Origin of the sequence: Bacillus haimaensis (assembly GCF_048270625.1) — a bacterium.
GTDB classification, from domain to species: Bacteria; Bacillota; Bacilli; order Bacillales; family Bacillaceae_I; genus Sutcliffiella_A; species Sutcliffiella_A haimaensis.
In genome coordinates this window covers 1,977,451-1,993,949 of the sequence record NZ_CP158164.1, presented here as the reverse complement: position 1 = coordinate 1,993,949, position 16,499 = coordinate 1,977,451, and the positions used below count along the sequence as shown (strand labels likewise).

Sequence of the window (16,499 nt, the reverse complement as noted above, 5' to 3'; positions counted from 1 at the left end):
GTGTCAAAATAAATGAGCCCAGAATTCGTAATATCCATGGCAGAACGAGGAGTTTTTACTATTTTGCTGATTTCCGCTCCTCTCCTAATACTCGCTTTAGTAGTGGGCTTAGTTGTTAGTATCTTTCAGGCTACCACCCAAATTCAGGAACAGACGCTTGCATTTATACCGAAAATTGTTGCTGTCCTCGTAGGTCTTATCGTATTCGGCCCATGGATGCTATCCAATATGCTTTCCTATGCGATGGAAATTTTCAATAACATGCACCGTTTTGTGAGTTAGGAAGATGCTTGAATCATTGAACTATTTTCCGGCATTTCTGCTGGTTCTGACCAGGATAACAGCATTTTTTGTAACACTTCCTCTCTTTTCTTATCGGAGTGTTCCAGCAACATTTAAAGTGGGGCTCGGATTTTTTTTCGCAATGGTGATGTCATTCAGTCTTGAACTTCCTGTCCTTGAAATTGACGGCATGTTTATCATGTTGGTAGTAAAAGAAATGATGGTGGGTCTATTAATCGGACTGGTTGCCTATATGATCTTGACCGCCATACAGATTGCTGGGGGTTTTATAGATTTTCAGATGGGCTTTGCAATTGCGAATGTCATCGATCCCCAAACCGGAGTACAGAGCCCGATCATCGGACAGTTTTTCTATATGTTTGCAATGTTGCTGCTTTTGTCTGTAAATGGTCATCATTTGATGCTTGATGGTATTTTTTATAGCTACGAACTAATTTCCATCACTCAGGCTTGGCTGCCACTTGGTGATGATCTTGTACTGGAATACGTATTGAAAGCGGTCAACATGATGTTTGTCATTGCGCTGCAATTGGCATTCCCCATTGTCGCAATCCTTTTTATGGTGGATGTTGCGTTGGGAATAGTTGCACGTACAGTTCCACAGCTTAATATATTTGTTGTGGGTCTGCCTTTGAAGATTGGTGTAAGCTTTATTGCCATAATCTTTTCCCTGACTATCCTTTTTACGTTGTTTTATCAATTGTTCGAATTAATGCTTCATACCATGAGAGGGTTAATGGAATTGCTTGGAGGTTTATAGATGGCATCATTGTTGAGACTGGATCTGCAGTTTTTTTCAGGAGAGAAAACGGAAAAGGCGACACCTAAAAAACGGCAGGACACGAGAAAAAAGGGTCAGGTTGCGAAAAGTGCCGACGTCAATACAGCGTTTGTCCTGATTGCTGTGTTTCTTTGTCTTTTGTTTATAGGACCTTGGCTGAAATCGGAAATTCTCACACTGTTTGTTCAAGCATTTGAGGTATATATGCTTGAAGAGGTCACAGTGGATCAGGTTCATCTTATATTCATGGATATACTGATGCAGCTCATCATCATTGTAGGACCTGTCATGCTTGCTGCCATGGTTGGGGCGGTCATTGCGAATTTCGTTCAGGTTGGTGCATTGTTTTCCACAGAAGCGATCCATATGAAACTGAACAAGCTGGATCCCATTCAGGGTTTTAAGCGCATCTATTCCGTAAGAGCTATCGTTGAACTGGTGAAATCATTGTTGAAGATTCTTTTTGTGGGGCTTATCACTTTTTCACTGCTATGGTTCTCTCTTGAGGAAATATTGATGCTATCCCAAATGAATATTCATGAAGCGTTGGGATTTATCGGCAGCTTAACGGTTCGAATGGGGCTTATAGCCGGTGCAGGACTCTTGTTTCTATCAGTCTTTGATTATCTTTATCAAAAATATGACTATGAAAAGAATATCAGAATGTCCAAGAATGATATTAAGGATGAATACAAAAAGTCTGAGGGTGACCCCCTGATCAAATCAAAAATCAAGCAAAAGCAAAGGGAAATGGCCATGCAGCGTATGATGCAGGATATTCCCCAGGCGGATGTCATCATCACCAATCCAACTCATTATGCAATTGCACTCAAATATGATGAGAATAAAAGGGATGCTCCTTATGTATTGGCCAAAGGAGTTGACTTTGTTGCATTAAAGATAAGAGAAGTAGCCAAAGAGCATAACATCACCACTGTGGAAAATAAACCACTTGCAAGAGCCATTTACAGTCAGTCCGAAATCGGCGATGCTATTCCGGAAGAGTATTTCCAGGCGGTAGCGGAAATATTGGCTTATGTATACCGATTAAAGAACCTTGTTAAATGATGGTTTGACCTAAAGGAGAGATTATTATGTCAGCTAGAGATCTAAGCGTATTACTTAGCGTTATCCTGATTATTGCCATGTTAATTATTCCATTTCCTTCCTGGATGCTAAGTATTCTAATCATTATCAATATCTCCCTTGCCTTGATCGTATTATTGACTACCATGAATATTCAGGAACCCTTGCAATTTTCTATCTTTCCATCGTTACTCTTATTATTGACGCTGTATCGATTGGCGCTAAATGTTTCTACTACAAGGTCCATTCTTAGTGAAGGAGATGCGGGTACTGTAGTAGATACGTTTGGGACATTTGTAGTCGGTGGCAATGTCGTTGTAGGACTTGTTGTGTTTCTGATTTTAGTAGTTATCCAGTTTGTTGTTATTACAAAAGGTTCAGAACGCGTATCGGAAGTTGCGGCAAGATTCACCTTGGATGCAATGCCAGGTAAACAGATGAGTATCGATGCGGACCTTAACGCCGGACTTATTTCCGAGCATACGGCTAAAGCGCGCCGTGAAAAGATCGCAAAGGAAGCGGATTTCTATGGTGCAATGGACGGTGCGAGTAAATTCGTAAAAGGGGATGCCATTGCCGGTATCATCATTGTTTTCATTAATATGCTTTTTGGAATTGTGATAGGGATGACACAGCTTGGTCTATCCTTCGGAGAATCTGCCCAGATGTTTACGCTGCTTACGGTAGGTGACGGGATTGTTTCCCAGATACCCGCACTTTTAATAGCAACAGCGACAGGTATCGTGGTGACAAGAGCTGCCTCTGAAGGTAACCTGGGTGCTGATATTACGGCCCAGCTATTCGCCTATCCGCAAATGCTCTATGTTGCAGGAGGAACAATTCTGCTTCTTGGAATCTTTACGCCAATAGGACCGTTATTGACAGCACCTATTGCTCTTTTGCTGATTGTTGGGGGCTATTTCATCCAACAATCACAGAAAAAAGAGGAAATGGTGGTCGAGGAAACGGAGGAAGAAGTCGTTACAGACGAATTGAGAAGTCCGGAAAGTGTGGTCAACCTGCTTTCCGTTGATCCGATAGAATTTGAATTCGGTTATGGATTGATACCGCTGGCAGATTCGAAGCAGGGTGGGGACCTATTGGACCGCATTGTCATGATTCGGAGACAGTTGGCGTTGGAGCTTGGGATTGTCATTCCGGTTGTTAGGATCCGTGATAATATTCAACTGCAGCCGAATGAATATCGTCTGAAAATCAAAGGCAATGAAGTGGCACGAGGCGAACTGCTCCTTGATCACTATTTGGCAATGAGTCCTGGAATGGAGGATGATAGTATCGAAGGAATAGATACTATCGAGCCATCCTTTGGTCTTGCTGCTAAATGGATCAGTGAGGAAAAGAAAGATGAGGCGGAAATGTACGGCTATACAGTCGTCGATCCCCCTTCTGTCGTTTCCACTCATATTACAGAGAAGATAAAACAGCATGCACATGAATTATTGGGCCGTCAGGAAACGAAGCAGCTTGTCGACCATCTAAGAGAAACATCACCTATTCTAATAGAAGAAGTTACACCTTCCCCATTAACCATAGGGGATGTTCAAAAAGTTCTTGCCAAGCTTTTGAAGGAAAATGTATCGATCAGAAATCTTCCGGTCATTTTCGAAACGCTTGCAGACTATGGGAAAATGTCTGCAGATACAGAGCTGCTTACTGAATATGTAAGACAAGCTCTAAGCAAGCAGATCACCAACCAATATTCTGTTGGAAACGAATCTTTCAAGGTTGTAACCTTGGCAGGTCGGGTAGAGAAGCTGATAGCTGACCATATTCAGCAAACCGACCATGGCAATTTCCTTAGCCTGGATCCGAATATATCGGTGGAAATAGTCCAGAGAGTCGGAGAGCAGATGGAGCAATTCTCAGGTTTCGAACAAACTCCGATCCTCCTTTGTTCTCCGGCTGTAAGGATGTACGTGAAACAATTACTGGAGCGGTATCTTCCACAAATACCTGTTCTGTCCTATAACGAACTGGAAGCCAGTGTAGAAGTACAAAGCATAGGGGTGGTGAATGTGGAAGGATGAAAGTGAAAAAATACAAAGCCTCCTCTATGCAGGATGCCATGAATCAAGTTCGGGCTGAGCTTGGGGATGAGGCAGTCATTTTAAATTCAAAAGCAGTAAAAACATCCAAGTTTTTTGGACTAGTTACAAAAAAAGGTGTGGAAGTCATAGCTGCGGTGGATGAGGAACCAATCAAACAGAAAAGAAAAAACCATCCTGTCCCGGAAATAGAACCGGTCAAGGAACCTGTCATCGTCCAAAATGAGCAACTCTCAATCGATTTATCGAGTCAGAGAGAGCTTCTTGATAATATTCAAGAGATGAAACGGATGATGAAAGAATTAAAAAGTTCAAATAGCCGTGATTCAGAGTTACCCTATTACTTTTTCGACATCGAAGAATCGTTGCATAAAACGGAGCTTCCCACCGAACTCGCACAAGCAGCTTCAGAGCATCTATATCAAGAGTGGCAGAAGAGTAAAAATCTGTCCAAAAGGCAGATGACAGAGATTCTAAAGGGTTATTTTCTTCAATTAATAGAGCAGGTCGATTTCGAGCGCAATATCTACAAGAAGAAGTATATAAGCCTTGTCGGACCAACAGGAGTCGGTAAAACCACGACATTGGCTAAAATGGCAGCGAGTGTGGTACTGAAGCATGGCAAGAGCGTTGGTTTTATTACGACTGACACCTACAGGATTGCTGCTATTGAACAATTGAAAACCTATGCAAGCATTTTGGAAGCACCTATTGAGGTTTGTTATAATGCCGAAGATTTTCAGGAGGCCAAAGGCAAGCTCTCTCATCTGGACGTTGTTTTTATTGATACCGCAGGAAGAAACTTTCTGAATGAAGAGTTTGTCAGGGATCTGCAAGCTGTCATTGATTTCAAATCAGAAATGGATACGTTTCTGGTTTTATCCCTCACTTCAAAAATAAATGATATGAAAAAGATAACGGATCAGTTTTGGAAAGTCGGTATTCAACAATTCATATTCACGAAAAAAGATGAAACGGCTTCCTCAAGCTCCATGTATGCCATGATACAACAATACAATATAGGTGCGGCTTTCATCACAAATGGACAAAGTGTGCCGGAAGACCTGCAGGTGGCATATAAGGACCTGGTCGTCACAGAATTGCTTGAGGAATTGAAGCAATGAATGATCAGGCCAGACTACTAAGAGAACAGATTGAAAGACATCGTGAATCATCAGGACAAGAAGTCCGGCATCGCAAGGAAGCTAAAAGCCTTGCCATCATAAGCGGAAAAGGCGGAGTCGGAAAATCCAATTTTTCGTTAAACTTCTCGATAGCCCTGCAGCAAAAAGGGAATAGAGTGCTCTTGTTCGATTTGGATATCGGTATGGCAAATATAGATATTCTAATGGGCACAACACATGGTTACAGCATCGTTCATCTTTTTGAAGAAGGACGTAAACTGGATCAGATTATCCAACGTGGACCGGAAAATCTCTCCTATATAGCTGGAGGATCGGGATTAACAGAAATATTCAAAATGGATGAGCAGAAAAGGAAATATTTTTTAAGCCAGTTGGAAGAAGCTTCGTCCCATTACGATTATATTATCTTTGATATGGGAGCGGGAATCACGGATGAAACTCTGCAACTTCTATTATCGGTCGAGGAGATCTTCCTACTGACGACGTGTGAACCTACTTCTTTGACAGATGCCTATTCCGCGCTAAAATATATCAACATCCATGAGGACGCCATTCCATTTAAATTGCTGTTGAATAAAGTTCCGGATTTCCAGGTCGCAGCCAAGACGGCTGAACGGCTTCAGGCAGTGGCAAAGCAATTTCTGAAGAAAGACCTTCCATATCTTGGATCCATCCCGGATGATAGATATGTGTTGCATGCTGTAATGGAACAGACCCCTTTTGTACTGAAATATCCTAAATGCCAGGCATCCAGAGCAGTATCCAACATAGCATCCTTGTACTTGGAGGATAAGAAAAAGTCCTTTACATCAACCAATCAAAAACCATCCTTTGTCGCAAAACTACTTCGTCTTTTTGCTTAGAGACCTTAATAGAAGACTAGTGATGATATTAAAGTTGACTAGCTGTTGATTGGAGCAATAGGCGAAGACTCCTGCGGGAGGAAGCGTTTAGTGGAGACCCCGCAGGCGAAGCCGAGGAGGCTCCACAATCGCCCCGCGGAAAGCGCAGCCTAGTGCGGAAATCAACAGCGGTGTTTAAACAGCCGAAAGAGGGGCAGTCATACAAACATGAAAAAAATAAAAGTATTGGTGACAGACGATTCAATTTTTATGCGGAAGCTGATTTCAGATCTTCTACAAGATCACCCCGATATTGAAGTGATTGCGTCTGCCCGTAATGGGGCCGAGGCAATTGAAAAGGTGAAGCAACTGTCACCGGATGTAGTCACATTGGATGTAGAAATGCCTGTTGTGGACGGCTTAGAGGCATTGAAGCAAATAATGGCCCACTCACCTGTACCAGTTATCATGCTTTCCAGTACAACCTCGTCGGGATCCTTGAATACCATTATGGCGATTGAAAACGGAGCTGTAGACTTTGTTGCAAAACCATCCGGAGCAATATCCTTGGATATATATAAGGTGAAAGAGGAATTGATCGAGAAAATTCTACTTGCCGCATCTTCCAATATCCTTTCTTTACGAAGAAGAAAAAAAGAGGAAAAAAAAGCTCAGCCAACTAAAGTTCCGTATAGTACAATAGACCTACCTGCAGAAAACAGAAAATGGCGCAAGACTATAATCTGTATAGGGACGTCTACCGGAGGACCAAGAGCTCTTCAAACATTGCTTACAGCGCTGCCGAACTCCTTGAATACACCCGTATTTATCGTTCAGCATATGCCAAAGCAATTTACAAAATCATTGGCAGAGCGGCTCAATTCCCTCTGTAGCTTTCCTGTTACAGAAGCGGCACATAGTGAAAAAGTGAAAAACGGTACCGTTTATATTGCGCCTGGCGGTTTTCATATGGAAGTGGAGGAGCTAGGGGGAGAGCTATACATCTCCTTGAATGAAGATTCTCCATTAAAAGGTCATCGTCCGGCTGTTGATAACCTCTTTACTTCCTTAAGTAAAATAAAGAATATCAGGAAAATCGCCGTCGTCCTTACAGGAATGGGTGCGGATGGGGCTGCCGGGATAAGGAAGCTAAAAGAAAGTGGACACACAGTTGCAATAGCCGAGTCAGATCAGACATCCATTGTGTATGGCATGCCGAATGCAGCCGTTCAGACAGGACTTGTAGATCGCATTGAAAATATTGAAGATATTGCTGAAGTTATACAGCAGTATACATTGTGATAGGGGTGTTTCAACATGGAATTAAGCCAATATTTAGACATTTTCCTTGAAGAGAGCAAGGAACATTTAGAAACAATCAATAACCAGCTTGTAGAATTGGAACGTAATCCTCAGAATATCGAAATTGTCAATGAAATCTTCCGATCCGCACATACACTTAAAGGAATGTCTGCCACGATGGGCTATGAAGACCTTGCGAGTCTGACTCATCAAATGGAAAATGTGCTGGATATGATTCGAAACCATAAATTATCTGTTTCTTCCAATCTGTTGGATGTCATTTTCCGCTCGGTAGAGTATCTAGAGGCAATGGTATTTTCCATTGCAGATGGTGGAGATGGGAAAAAAGATGTTTCCGATGTAGTTGCGCTGCTGGTGAAAATTGAAAAAGGCGAAACGTTCGAAGCCGAGTCAATAAAAGCAAGTGGACATGAGGAGGAGCATTCCTATGACTCCTATGAACTGACGATTCTCCAACAATCCGAAGAACAGGGATTTTTGCCCTTGGAGGTTAAGGTTACTCTACGAAAAGACTGTCTTTTAAAAGCAGCAAGAGTATTTATGGTGTTTGAAGTGGTGGAGCAGATAGGGGAAGTGATCAAATCAAACCCACCTGTTGACCAGCTTGAAGAAGAGAACTTCAATGATTCGTTTGTTATTACAATGGTAACAAAAGAGGACCAGCAGGATGTCAAAGAAAGAATCATGAAGGTTTCGGAAGTGGAAAAGGTAGAAACTACTGTCATACATACAAAAAATCTTTCCGTGCAAGAAACAAACGACGCGCAAGTTGAACCTGAAAAAGAAGGGCTTGAGCTACCTGCATTGGAGGCAGCAGCAACGGTGGAGCCTGCAATGAAGTCTGCGGAGCCGGTAACAGCTGCAAAGGCAGGTCAAACAAACAAAACAATCCGCGTAAGCATCGATAGGCTGGATGGGCTGATGAATCTTTTTGAGGAACTTGTGATTGATAGAGGCAGGCTGGAGCAGATCTCAAAGGAATTGAATGAGACGGAATTGATAGAAACTGTGGAAAGAATGTCGAGAATATCGAATGATCTTCAGAATATCATCTTGAATATGCGCATGGTCCCTATTGAAACCGTCTTTAATCGTTTCCCTCGAATGGTTCGACAACTGGCGAGGGATCTGGGCAAAAAAGTGGAGATAGAAATTATTGGTGCTGAAACGGAATTGGATCGCACTGTAATGGATGAGATTGGCGACCCGCTTGTTCATCTTCTGCGTAACGCAGTCGACCATGGCATTGAGTTACCTGATCAAAGAAGGGCGGCTGGCAAGGTTGAAGAAGGGAAAATCACATTAAAGGCCTTTCATAGCGGGAACCATGTTTTCATTGAAATCGTTGATAATGGCGGTGGGATTTCTAGGGAGAAGGTCCTTAAGAAAGCGATTAGCCGGGGGATCATATCCTCGCAGCTTGCTGATAGTCTAACAGATCAGGAAGTGTTCCAGCTTATTTTATCCTCTGGATTCTCGACTGCTGAAGTGATCTCTGATATCTCAGGCCGTGGTGTTGGATTGGATGTTGTAAAAAACACGATAGAATCCCTTGGTGGAAATATTACGATAGATTCCGTGGAAGGAAAAGGGACGACCTTCTCTATCCAATTGCCATTGACCTTGTCTATCATATCCGTACTTCTGACAGAAATAGAAAAAGAGAAATACGCAATACCTTTATCCTCCATCATAGAGACGGCTATTATCAAGAAAGAGGAAATCCTGACTGCACATGGACAGGAAGTAATTGACTTCCGAGGGAAAATTGTACCGGTCGTCCATCTTGAGAAGGTATTTCATGTCAAGAAAACACAGGATGATAAAACGGATCTTTATTCAATCGTACTGGTAAAAAAAGGTGATAAAATGGCAGCGCTTGTGGTGGATTCCTTCATTGGACAGCAAGAGGTTGTATTGAAGGCACTAGGTCAATATCTAAGTTCAACTTACGCCATAAGTGGTGCAACAATACTTGGCGATGGGCAGGTTGCATTGATTGTTGACTGCAACGCTCTTATAAAATAGTTACTAGGTTACTCATAGCCCGTAATTTCAGGAATGACTGGAGGAAAAGGAATGCAGACAACTGCTCAAAAATTAAAGCTCATTATTTTTGAACTGAATACGGAGGAATATTCGATACCAGTTCAGCAGGTCCGCTCAATCGAAAAATTATTGCCTATTACACGAGTCCCCAATGTACCTGCACATATAAAGGGAGTTATTAATCTTAGGGGAGTCATCACACCAATTGTCGATCTGCGTACAAGATTTGATTTACCTGAAAAGCAATATGATGAAAGAACAAGAATCATTATTACTGTTGTAGGTGAGCTTGAAGTAGGGTTTATCGTAGACGCTGCAAATGATGTCCTAGACATCTCCGAAGAATCAATCGAACCGGCGCCTGAAGTAGTGGGAAGCGTTGAAACAAAATATGTCCAGGGTGTCGTGAAGATTGATAAACGGCTATTCGTTTGCTTGGATCTTCATGAAGTCCTGCAATTGGAAACACTACATGATTGAAGGTTGATGGAATGAACAATCAGGATAATCAAATAGAATTGGACCTATTGAAAGAGCTTGGAAATATAGGCGCTGGTAATGCTGCCACAGCATTGTCACAGCTCTTGAATAAAGATATATATATGAACGTTCCAAGGGCAAAGATTGTCAGTTTCAATGAAATGATGGAGCTGGCAGGTGGGCCTGAAAGACCTGTTGCAGCTGTTTTTTTAACAATGGAAGGGGAGCTTTCTGGTAGCTTGTTCTTCGTCCTTTCCCTGGAAGATGCTACTAAGCTGATACAGCAGCTATTAGAGGACGAAAGTCTGAACAAAGAAAGCTTGCAACAACATGAGATGGCAATATCTGCATTGCAGGAATTAGGCAATATTGTCTCCGCTCATTATTTGACGGCATTTTCAGAAGCAATCGGACTAGTTGTGACACCATCTGTACCACAGGTTTCAGTGGATATGGTAGGGGCTATTGTAATGGCAGGCCTTCTGGAAATCTCACATGTGAGTGACCATGCGATATTCATTGATACGGAACTATCGCAAACCTCCGATGAAACGGCCGAGAAAGTGAAAGGGCATTTCTTCCTTATTCCTTTTCCGGATTCTTTCGAAACAATTTTGATGGAATTGGGAGCGAAGTAAATGCTAGGCTTACAAAATGTCGTCAAAGTGGGTATTGCAGAAATGAATATAGTTCAAGTTCCACAGTTCATACGCACTTCCGGTCTTGGATCATGTGTCGGGGTTGTTCTTTATGATGCGACATCAAAGATTGCAGGGATGGTACATGTGATGCTTCCAAATTCCAGCCTTGCAAGGACATCAGATTTTAACCCATGCAAATATGCTGATACAGGAGTGGATCATCTACTTCAGATGGTAATCAGAAGTGGCGCCAGCCTCCCGAAATTGAAAGCCAAAATGGCTGGAGGAGCTCAGATGTTCCAATTCTCCAGTTCTAGCAGTGAAATGATGAGAATCGGCCCAAGAAATGTTGAGGCTGTCAGGGAAAGACTTGAATCTCATCAAATACAGGTAGTAGGTGAGGATTGCGGAGGGAACAGCGGCAGAACCATCGAATTCAATCCAGAATCAGGAAAACTGATGATCAAGACAGTCAATAAAGGAATCACTTTTATTTAATGTATTAAGTATTAACGGCAATAAAGGGGGGAAAGCCATGAGTACAATATCATCCAGCAAGGAATCAAGCTACTGGGATCTTTGGAAAACGAAAAAAGATCAGGATGCAGGCGATTATCTAGTGAAGAAATATATGCCACTTGTCCACTATCATGTTCAGCGTATCGCAACAGGCCTACCCAAAAATGTAAAAAGAGAAGAACTAAAAAGCTTGGCATTGGTCGGCTTATTTGATGCTATAGAAAAATTCGACCCCACCAGGGACCTGAAGTTTGACACCTATGCCTCTTTCCGGATTCGCGGCTCCATCATTGACGGATTAAGAAAAGAAGACTGGCTTCCAAGAAGTCTGCGCGAAAAGTCCAAACGGATTGAAGCGGCAGTCGAAAGGTTGGAGCAGACGCTCATGCGGAATGCCACGCTGCAGGAACTGGCGGAGGAGCTTTGCATGCCTGAGGAGGAAGTAGCCGCTATTACTCATGAGGTGTTCTTTTCCAACGTTCTATCCATTGATGATATGCCGAAGGAACAAGATGATTCCACCCATCAAACCTTTGCTTTGAAAGATGAATCAAGCATTTCCCCTGAACAGGAACTGTTGAAATCTGAAGCGATCCAGCAACTGATCGACCAGATTGAAAAACTGAATGACAATGAAAAGCTGGTCATTAGTCTATTCTATAAAGAAGAACTGACGTTGACGGAGATCGGACAAGTACTTGGCCTAACAACCTCCAGGATTTCGCAGATACATTCCAAAGCAATCTTTAAATTGCGCAAAGAATTGACGGCCATGATTTAATGTGATGGCACTTCGTAACTCCCCTGCTGGTTTCCGCAGCAGGGGGGCAACATCAATTTGTTCAAAATCTAAGGTTATTTTCGTAAAGATTGTTGTTTTACGTATAGAGAGCTGGACTAAAGATAACATGTGAACAATAAACACCCTGTTGGTCTCCGTTCCAGGCGTTCGCTTTCCGCGGGCGGCCTCGGGAGCCTCCTTGGCGCTTTGCGCCTGCGGGGTCTCCCTTGACACGCTGCTCCCGCAGGAGTCTCACGCCTTCCACTCCAACCAACAGGGGTGACTCAAAAGTATAAGATTTGCCTTTCTAAAGTTTGGAAAATTGGACTTTGTCTTATTTTTTCATTTCAGTAGAGCAAATAATGTTAAAAAACTGAGTTGATTGTAGCGGAGGACACTTGACTCCTGCGGGAGAGTAGAGGGTATGGGAGACCCCACAGGCGAAGCCGAGGAGGCTCCCATCCGTCCCAGCGGAAAGCAAGTGTCCGCAGCGGAAATCAACGGCTACATTTGAAGGGGCCATTTTATTAAACTAGTAGCAATGAATGCGAAAACAGCCTAATATAAAATAAAAAGTGCAAAATCCCAAAGCCGGTTGTGTTCATTTAATAACGCAATCGGCTCCATCTATGATATGAAGTGAAAGGAGCGTGTTACTTTTGACAACTCTATTCTTGGTGATTAACTTCGCCGTAAGCTTATTGGCCATTTTTCTTGTTATCATCCTATATATTAAATTTTCTAATATCCAGCAGCTGGAACAGGATTATCATAAGCTGCTGAAAGAGGCGGAAGAAACGATAGGTTCCTATGTTTATGAACTGAAGGAAGAGAACGAAGCTTTTCTAGCGAAGCTTCCTGAACGTAATAAAGTGGTGAAAGAGCAGCCAAGGAACACCACAGAACGTTCAATCGACGAAAAGGAGCCTGAAATCACCCAGGATGATATCAATGCCTTGCTTGGGGGGAGTGAACAATCAGACTCGATTGACAATAACGAAAAGCCAAAAGCGTTTGAAGAGCTAAGCACCTACGAACAAGTAGCGATTCTCCTCGAAGAAGGCTATTCCATGGAGGAAATTGCAAAGAAATTGGATAAAGGCAAGACGGAAATAGAGCTTTTGTGGAAAATTCGACAGTGATAAGCAATTACGACTTGATTGTAAAATGTGATTGTGATATATTTATTTTCGGTGTTATAAATTCACACGTTTACCGATCCCGGCATTGGTGCTGACTCGTTCAGTTTTGCTTGGAAATGAAGTGAACGGAGGAAAAAAAACCATTAGGAGGAATATAACATGTCAGTAATCTCTATGAAACAATTACTAGAAGCTGGTGTACACTTCGGACACCAAACTCGCCGTTGGAACCCAAAAATGAAGAAATTCATCTTCACTGAGCGTAACGGCATCTACATCATCGACCTTCAAAAGACTGTTAAAAAGGTTGAAGAAGCATACAACTTCGTGAAGGAACTTGCTGGTAACGGCGGAACAGTATTATTCGTTGGTACTAAAAAGCAAGCTCAAGATTCTGTGAAAGAAGAAGCAGAACGTTCCGGAATGTACTACGTTAACCAACGTTGGTTAGGTGGAACATTAACTAACTTTGAAACAATCCAAAAGCGTATTTCTCGTCTAAAAGCGATTGAAAAAATGCAAGAAGATGGAACTTTCGAAGTTCTTCCAAAGAAAGAAGTTGTAATGTTAAAGAAAGAGCTAGAGCGTCTTGAAAAATTCTTAGGCGGAATTAAAGACATGAAGGGCCTTCCTGATGCATTATTCATCATTGACCCACGCAAAGAGCGTATCGCTGTTGCAGAAGCAAGAAAATTGAACATCCCTATCGTTGGTATCGTAGACACTAACTGTGATCCGGACGAAATCGATGTTGTAATCCCTGCAAACGACGATGCAATCCGTGCTGTAAAACTATTAACTGGTAAAATGGCAGACGCTATCCTTGAAGCGAAACAAGGCGAAGAGACTGCTACAACTACTGCATAATTTGATTTAAGAAAAAGGTGATAAGAGGGGAAAGCCTTTTATCACTTTTTTTTGGAAAATATCCAGACGGCAGCGTGGATCAACTTTACCCCGCTCCATCAGATTTACATACACTAAGGAGGATTATTACTATGGCTGTAACTGCTCAAATGGTAAAAGAATTACGTGAAAAAACTGGCGCTGGCATGATGGACTGCAAAAAAGCGTTAACTGAAACAAACGGTGACATGGAGAAAGCAATCGACTTCCTACGTGAAAAAGGTATTGCGAAAGCTGCTAAAAAGACTGACCGTATCGCTGCTGAAGGTTTGACTGCTATCGTAACTAAAGGAAACGAAGCGGTGATCCTTGAAGTGAACTCTGAAACGGATTTCGTTGCGAAAAACGAAGGATTCAAGACGCTTGTTAACGAATTGGGTGAATTCCTGATCACAAACAAACCTGAATCTGTAGAAGTTGCTCTTGAAGCAAAAATGGACAATGGTGTTGCAGTTTCTGAACATATCAACGCTGCTATCGCTAAAATTGGTGAGAAGTTGACTCTACGTCGCTACACACTTGTAACTAAAACTGACGCTGACGCGTTTGGTGCATACCTTCACATGGGTGGACGCATCGGTGTATTAACTCTTCTTGAAGGTACTACTGATGAATCTGCTGCAAAAGACGTAGCTATGCACATCGCTGCAATCAATCCTAAATACGTATCCCGTGATGAAGTTTCTGCTGAAGAAGCTGATCGTGAGCGTAAAGTTCTTACTGAGCAAGCATTAAACGAAGGCAAGCCTGAGAACATTGTAGCTAAAATGGTAGAAGGTCGCCTTGGTAAATACTTCGAGGACATCTGCCTATTGGATCAGTCTTTCGTTAAGAACCCTGACATGAAAGTTCGTCAATTCGTTGAAAGCAAAGGCGGAACTGTAAAATCATTCATCCGTTACGAAGTAGGAGAAGGTATCGAAAAACGTCAAGATAACTTCGCTGAAGAAGTAATGAGCCAAGTTAAAAAATAAGAGTTAAACTCTGTATAGTAGGGGAGCACACTTTGTGTTCCCTTTTTTAAAAACATTTATATAGGTAGATAAGAAATACATGTATTCCTGGAGGTTATTATGGCTCAAGCAAAATATCGTCGTGTCGTATTAAAATTAAGTGGGGAAGCTTTAGCAGGCGACCAGGGCTTTGGTATCAATCCATCCGTCATAAAATCTGTATCCCTTCAAGTGAAGGAATTGGCTGATTTGGGTGTGGAAGTGGCTGTCGTAGTTGGCGGCGGAAACATCTGGAGAGGCAAGGTAGGCAGTGAAATGGGAATGGATCGTGCTTCCGCTGATTATATGGGGATGTTAGCTACTGTCATGAACTCATTAGCGTTACAAGACAGCCTGGAAAACGCCGGGGTGGAAACGCGTGTTCAAACTTCAATTGAAATGAGACAAGTTGCAGAACCGTACATAAGAAGGAAAGCAATACGTCACCTTGAAAAGAAACGTGTTGTCATTTTTGCTGCGGGTACCGGTAACCCGTACTTCTCCACAGATACAACAGCTGCATTGCGAGCTGCTGAAATCGAGGCGGAAGTTATCCTGATGGCAAAAAACAATGTGGATGGCGTATATAGTGCAGATCCAACCATCGATAGTACTGCAACAAAATATGAAACACTTTCCTATCTTGATGTATTACGCGAAGGACTTGCTGTAATGGATTCCACAGCTTCTTCTTTATGTATGGATAATGATATACCAATCATTGTTTTCTCTGTCATGGAAGAAGGAAACATTAAACGAGTAGTGTTAGGTGAAAATATCGGAACAATTGTAAGGGGGAAATAATCATGGCGAAACAAGTCATTACACAAACAAAAGAAAGAATGGAAAAAGCGATTCAGTCTTATTCCAGAGAATTGGCATCCATCCGTGCAGGACGAGCTTCTGCTGCAATTCTCGACAAAGTGACTGTCGATTATTATGGCGCTCCGACTCCTGTAAATCAACTTGCATCTATTAATGTACCTGAAGCAAGACTATTAGTAGTTCAGCCTTACGACAAATCTTCTTTAGGGGATATTGAAAAAGCGATCATCAAGGCGGATTTAGGATTGAACCCTTCAAATGACGGTACCGTTATCCGTATTTCCATCCCTGCATTAACTGAAGAAAGACGTAAAGAGCTTGTTAAATCTGTGAAGAAATCTTCTGAGGAAGCAAAAGTTGCGATCCGTAACATTCGTCGCGACGGCAATGATGATCTGAAAAAGCTTGAAAAGAACGGCGAGATTACAGAAGATGAATTGCGTGGTTATACAGATGACATCCAAAAGCAAACAGACAGCTATATTGTGAAGGTGGATTCTGTTACAAAAGAAAAAGAAAAAGAAATCATGGAAGTCTAAGCGATTTACATGTAAAATAGAAAGATGGAAAGACCCTCTAATGTTTACAGGGGGTTTTTTTGTTAATACTGTTACTATA

17 protein-coding genes are annotated in these 16,499 nt (G+C 42.2%); all 17 read left to right on the top strand.

What is annotated here, in order from left to right; translation table 11 throughout:
- Window positions 1-12: 12 nt before the first annotated feature.
- The 17 genes from fliQ to frr all read left to right on the top strand — a co-directional run bounded on the left by fliQ (window position 13) and on the right by frr (window position 16,420).
- A complete protein-coding gene (fliQ, locus tag ABN702_RS10120; protein WP_386637495.1) occupies window positions 13-282 on the top strand; it encodes a flagellar biosynthesis protein FliQ in 270 nt (89 codons plus the stop codon).
- A gap of 4 nt (window positions 283-286) precedes the next feature.
- Window positions 287-1,063 (top strand): flagellar biosynthetic protein FliR, encoded by a 777-nt coding sequence (fliR, locus tag ABN702_RS10115; RefSeq protein ID WP_417900548.1) that lies wholly within the window; start codon window positions 287-289, stop codon window positions 1,061-1,063.
- Window positions 1,064-2,152, top strand: a complete 1,089-nt coding sequence (gene flhB / locus ABN702_RS10110; RefSeq protein ID WP_417900547.1) for a flagellar biosynthesis protein FlhB — start codon at window positions 1,064-1,066, stop codon at window positions 2,150-2,152.
- A gap of 26 nt (window positions 2,153-2,178) precedes the next feature.
- A complete protein-coding gene (gene flhA, locus ABN702_RS10105) occupies window positions 2,179-4,218 on the top strand; it encodes a flagellar biosynthesis protein FlhA (protein WP_417900546.1) in 2,040 nt (679 codons plus the stop codon).
- Entirely contained in the window at window positions 4,215-5,360 is a 1,146-nt protein-coding gene (gene flhF / locus ABN702_RS10100) for a flagellar biosynthesis protein FlhF (RefSeq protein ID WP_417900545.1), read from the top strand. Before flhA ends, flhF begins: the two co-directional genes overlap by 4 nt.
- Window positions 5,357-6,244 (top strand): MinD/ParA family protein, encoded by an 888-nt coding sequence (locus ABN702_RS10095; RefSeq protein WP_417900544.1) that lies wholly within the window; start codon window positions 5,357-5,359, stop codon window positions 6,242-6,244. The genes flhF and ABN702_RS10095 overlap by 4 nt, the downstream gene beginning before the upstream one ends.
- 207 nt (window positions 6,245-6,451) lie before the next feature.
- Complete coding sequence (locus ABN702_RS10090) at window positions 6,452-7,525, top strand: protein-glutamate methylesterase/protein-glutamine glutaminase (RefSeq protein ID WP_417900543.1); 1,074 nt, start codon at window positions 6,452-6,454, stop codon at window positions 7,523-7,525.
- Window positions 7,526-7,540: 15 nt separating this feature from the next.
- Entirely contained in the window at window positions 7,541-9,574 is a 2,034-nt protein-coding gene (locus ABN702_RS10085) for a chemotaxis protein CheW (RefSeq protein WP_417900542.1), read from the top strand.
- A 51-nt stretch (window positions 9,575-9,625) separates the two neighbouring features.
- On the top strand, window positions 9,626-10,075 hold the full coding sequence (locus tag ABN702_RS10080) for a chemotaxis protein CheW (RefSeq protein WP_417900541.1): 450 nt from the start codon (window positions 9,626-9,628) through the stop codon (window positions 10,073-10,075).
- 11 nt (window positions 10,076-10,086) lie between these two features.
- Entirely contained in the window at window positions 10,087-10,713 is a 627-nt protein-coding gene (locus ABN702_RS10075) for a chemotaxis protein CheC (protein WP_417900540.1), read from the top strand.
- Window positions 10,714-11,214 carry a chemotaxis protein CheD gene (locus ABN702_RS10070; protein WP_417900539.1) on the top strand — a complete coding sequence of 167 codons (501 nt, stop codon included), beginning with the start codon at window positions 10,714-10,716 and terminating at the stop codon, window positions 11,212-11,214.
- A gap of 37 nt (window positions 11,215-11,251) precedes the next feature.
- Window positions 11,252-12,016: a FliA/WhiG family RNA polymerase sigma factor gene (locus tag ABN702_RS10065; RefSeq protein ID WP_417900538.1), complete on the top strand. Its 765-nt coding sequence runs from the start codon at window positions 11,252-11,254 to the stop codon at window positions 12,014-12,016.
- Between the two features lie 659 nt (window positions 12,017-12,675).
- On the top strand, window positions 12,676-13,158 hold the full coding sequence (locus ABN702_RS10060; RefSeq protein WP_417900537.1) for a hypothetical protein: 483 nt from the start codon (window positions 12,676-12,678) through the stop codon (window positions 13,156-13,158).
- 159 nt (window positions 13,159-13,317) lie between these two features.
- Window positions 13,318-14,025, top strand: coding sequence for a 30S ribosomal protein S2 (gene rpsB, locus ABN702_RS10055; RefSeq protein ID WP_204413719.1), 708 nt, complete (start codon window positions 13,318-13,320; stop codon window positions 14,023-14,025).
- 131 nt (window positions 14,026-14,156) lie between these two features.
- A complete protein-coding gene (tsf, locus tag ABN702_RS10050) occupies window positions 14,157-15,038 on the top strand; it encodes a translation elongation factor Ts (protein ID WP_417900536.1) in 882 nt (293 codons plus the stop codon).
- A gap of 99 nt (window positions 15,039-15,137) precedes the next feature.
- Window positions 15,138-15,860, top strand: a complete 723-nt coding sequence (pyrH, locus tag ABN702_RS10045) for a UMP kinase (RefSeq protein ID WP_417900535.1) — start codon at window positions 15,138-15,140, stop codon at window positions 15,858-15,860.
- A 2-nt stretch (window positions 15,861-15,862) separates the two neighbouring features.
- Complete coding sequence (gene frr / locus ABN702_RS10040) at window positions 15,863-16,420, top strand: ribosome recycling factor (RefSeq protein WP_417900534.1); 558 nt, start codon at window positions 15,863-15,865, stop codon at window positions 16,418-16,420.
- Window positions 16,421-16,499: the final 79 nt, after the last annotated feature.

Excerpts from the sequence above, each read along its gene's own strand:
- fliQ (WP_386637495.1), top strand. The coding sequence starts at position 13 with ATGAGCCCAGAATTCGTAATATCCATGGCAGAACGAGGAGTTTTTACT.
- fliR (WP_417900548.1), top strand. The coding sequence starts at position 287 with ATGCTTGAATCATTGAACTATTTTCCGGCATTTCTGCTGGTTCTGACC.
- flhB (WP_417900547.1), top strand. The coding sequence starts at position 1,064 with ATGGCATCATTGTTGAGACTGGATCTGCAGTTTTTTTCAGGAGAGAAA.
- flhA (WP_417900546.1), top strand. The coding sequence starts at position 2,179 with ATGTCAGCTAGAGATCTAAGCGTATTACTTAGCGTTATCCTGATTATT.
- flhF (WP_417900545.1), top strand. The coding sequence starts at position 4,215 with ATGAAAGTGAAAAAATACAAAGCCTCCTCTATGCAGGATGCCATGAAT.
- ABN702_RS10095 (WP_417900544.1), top strand. The coding sequence starts at position 5,357 with ATGAATGATCAGGCCAGACTACTAAGAGAACAGATTGAAAGACATCGT.
- ABN702_RS10090 (WP_417900543.1), top strand. The coding sequence starts at position 6,452 with ATGAAAAAAATAAAAGTATTGGTGACAGACGATTCAATTTTTATGCGG.
- ABN702_RS10085 (WP_417900542.1), top strand. The coding sequence starts at position 7,541 with ATGGAATTAAGCCAATATTTAGACATTTTCCTTGAAGAGAGCAAGGAA.
- ABN702_RS10080 (WP_417900541.1), top strand. The coding sequence starts at position 9,626 with ATGCAGACAACTGCTCAAAAATTAAAGCTCATTATTTTTGAACTGAAT.
- ABN702_RS10075 (WP_417900540.1), top strand. The coding sequence starts at position 10,087 with ATGAACAATCAGGATAATCAAATAGAATTGGACCTATTGAAAGAGCTT.
- ABN702_RS10070 (WP_417900539.1), top strand. The coding sequence starts at position 10,714 with ATGCTAGGCTTACAAAATGTCGTCAAAGTGGGTATTGCAGAAATGAAT.
- ABN702_RS10065 (WP_417900538.1), top strand. The coding sequence starts at position 11,252 with ATGAGTACAATATCATCCAGCAAGGAATCAAGCTACTGGGATCTTTGG.
- rpsB (WP_204413719.1), top strand. The coding sequence starts at position 13,318 with ATGTCAGTAATCTCTATGAAACAATTACTAGAAGCTGGTGTACACTTC.
- tsf (WP_417900536.1), top strand. The coding sequence starts at position 14,157 with ATGGCTGTAACTGCTCAAATGGTAAAAGAATTACGTGAAAAAACTGGC.
- pyrH (WP_417900535.1), top strand. The coding sequence starts at position 15,138 with ATGGCTCAAGCAAAATATCGTCGTGTCGTATTAAAATTAAGTGGGGAA.
- frr (WP_417900534.1), top strand. The coding sequence starts at position 15,863 with ATGGCGAAACAAGTCATTACACAAACAAAAGAAAGAATGGAAAAAGCG.